The 2000-nt window shown below is 72.8% G+C and carries 2 protein-coding genes and 1 pseudogene; 1 reads left to right on the forward strand and 2 read right to left on the reverse strand.

Annotated features, from left to right (window positions below):
* Positions 1-430 (reverse strand): annotated as a pseudogene (locus P409_RS32900) (hypothetical protein); the annotation flags it as partial.
* Positions 431-560: 130 nt separating this feature from the next.
* On the opposite strand from P409_RS32900, the gene P409_RS32905 reads away from it, so the two are divergent.
* Positions 561-1457, forward strand: coding sequence for a DMT family transporter (locus P409_RS32905; protein ID WP_034848632.1), 897 nt, complete (start codon positions 561-563; stop codon positions 1455-1457).
* Positions 1458-1460: 3 nt separating this feature from the next.
* Here the strand turns inward: P409_RS32905 and P409_RS32910 are convergent, their stop codons facing one another.
* Complete coding sequence (locus P409_RS32910; RefSeq protein ID WP_161790520.1) at positions 1461-1892, reverse strand: GFA family protein; 432 nt, start codon at positions 1890-1892, stop codon at positions 1461-1463.
* Positions 1893-2000: the final 108 nt, after the last annotated feature.

The raw sequence follows: 2000 nt of genomic DNA on the forward strand, positions 1-2000 counted from the left end.
CGTCGAAGAAGGTGTCGTCGGGCAGCGCCGTCTCGCGGATGTCGGCGTCATGCGCGGCCGCGCCGGCGGCGGCCAGGCTGCCGGTGTCGAAGTAGAAATGCAGGAACCGCATCGGGTTCTGCAGCGTCCAATGCGACTCGTGCTCCGCCGGCAGCAGGCAGAACCGCCCGGGGCCGCCGATCCGGTCGGGGAAGCCGATCCGCCGGGTGCCCTCGCCGCCTTCCAGATACAGGCTCAGCGTGTGGTGGCCGGGGCTGCGGTAGCCGGTGGTGTCATGGGCGTTGCGCCACTGCGCCAGGGTGAAGCCGTCGCCGATCTCGACCGCGTGCTCCAGCACCGCGCGCGACGACGCCAGCGCCGCGACCACGCCGTAGCGCGCCGCCAGCCGCTGCAGCAGGCCGTGCTCAACCCTGGGTCCGTGCCGGTTCATCGTCCCGCCAGACTAGACCCGCGGCGCCCGCGGCACCATCCGCGCGGGCGAAACTGCGCAAGGATGTGCAATCGCGGCGCCCCCGGCCGGCGCAGGGTGGGGCCGAGTTCCCGGAACCCCGACGCCGCCCATGACCGCCGCCTTGTACCTCCTCGTCGTCCTGATCTGGGGCACCACCTGGATCGCCATCCACTACCAGATCGGCCCGGTGCCGGTGGAGCTGTCGATCCTCTACCGCTTCGCCCTGGCCGCGGCGGTGATGGGCCTGCTGCTGCTGGCCACCCGCCGGCGCGAGGCCCTGCGCCCGCGCGACCACCTGGTCTGCCTCGGCCAGGGCCTGGCGCTGTTCAGCGGCAATTTCCTCTTGGTCTACCACGCTTCGGCCTATGTCCCGAGCGGCCTGGTCGCCGTCGCCTTCTCCACCGGCAGCGTCTGGACCGCGCTGTTCAGCCGGGTCGCGCTGGGCCAGCCCTTGAAGCCGCGCGTCCTCGCCGGCGGCGCGGTCGGGCTGGCCGGCCTCTGGCTGCTGTTCGGCATCGACCCGGCGCGGCTCGACCTGCAGATGCTGTACGGCCTCGGCCTGGCGCTGGCCGGCACCATGGGCTTCGGCGCCGGCAGCGTGCTGGCGGTGGTGCACCGGCGGCGCGGCCTGACGCCCTGGACCACCACGGCCTGGGGCATGATGTACGGCGCGCTGATCCTGCTGGCGGTGGCGCTGGTCCAGGGCCTGCCCTGGCGCTTCGACCCGTCGCCGGCCTATGTCGGGGCGCTGCTGTACCTCGCCATCCCGGGCTCGGTGATCGCCTTCCTGGCCTATCTGACCCTGGTCGGCCGCATCGGCGCCGACAAGGCGGCCTATTCCAGCGTGCTGTTCCCGCTGGTGGCGCTGAACATTTCGGCCGTGCTGGAAGGCTATGTCTGGACCGTGACGGCGGTGGCCGGGGTGGCGCTGGTGCTGCTCGGCAACGTCCTGGTCTTCGCCCGACTGCCCCGGCGCCGCAATGGCGCTGCACCGGCGAGCGCCTGACGGTCAGATCCCGCTGTCGGGGCCTTCGTCTTCATATTGAGGAAGGGTCTCGTCGATAACGTGCCAGGAAATGCGGGTCCCCACCCAGGCGTGCTGGCGCGGCCGCAGCGCCGTCGGGTCGTCCAGCGTCGCCAGGCTGATGCCCATGGTCTTGCCCTCGGGCTCGAAACCCTCGAAGGCCAGCGGCGAGCCGCAATCGGCGCAGAACCAGCGCCGGCCGACCGGCGAGGAGCGGTAGGCGCGCGGCTGGCCCTTGATCCAGCGCACGCCCTCGAACGGTCCGGTCGCCCAGGCCACCGCCGGGCTGCCGCTGGCCTTCTGGCACATCCGGCAATGGCAGTAGTCGACCGAGGCGACCGGCCCGTCGAGGCGGTAGCGCACGGCGCCGCACAGGCAGCCGCCCTCCAGGGGGAAGAGAGGCTTGCCGCCGCTCACGGCCGTCCGATCACCATCGGCCGCCGCGACGGGCGGCTGCGGCGCCGGCCGATCGGCAGCGGCGGCAGGATCTCCGGCGCCGTCCGGCATTCCACCGGCTGCACCGGC

Source organism: Inquilinus limosus MP06 (genome assembly GCF_000767795.1).
GTDB classification, from domain to species: domain Bacteria; phylum Pseudomonadota; class Alphaproteobacteria; order DSM-16000; family Inquilinaceae; genus Inquilinus; species Inquilinus limosus_E.

Excerpts from the sequence above, each read along its gene's own strand:
- P409_RS32905 (WP_034848632.1), top strand. The coding sequence starts at position 561 with ATGACCGCCGCCTTGTACCTCCTCGTCGTCCTGATCTGGGGCACCACC.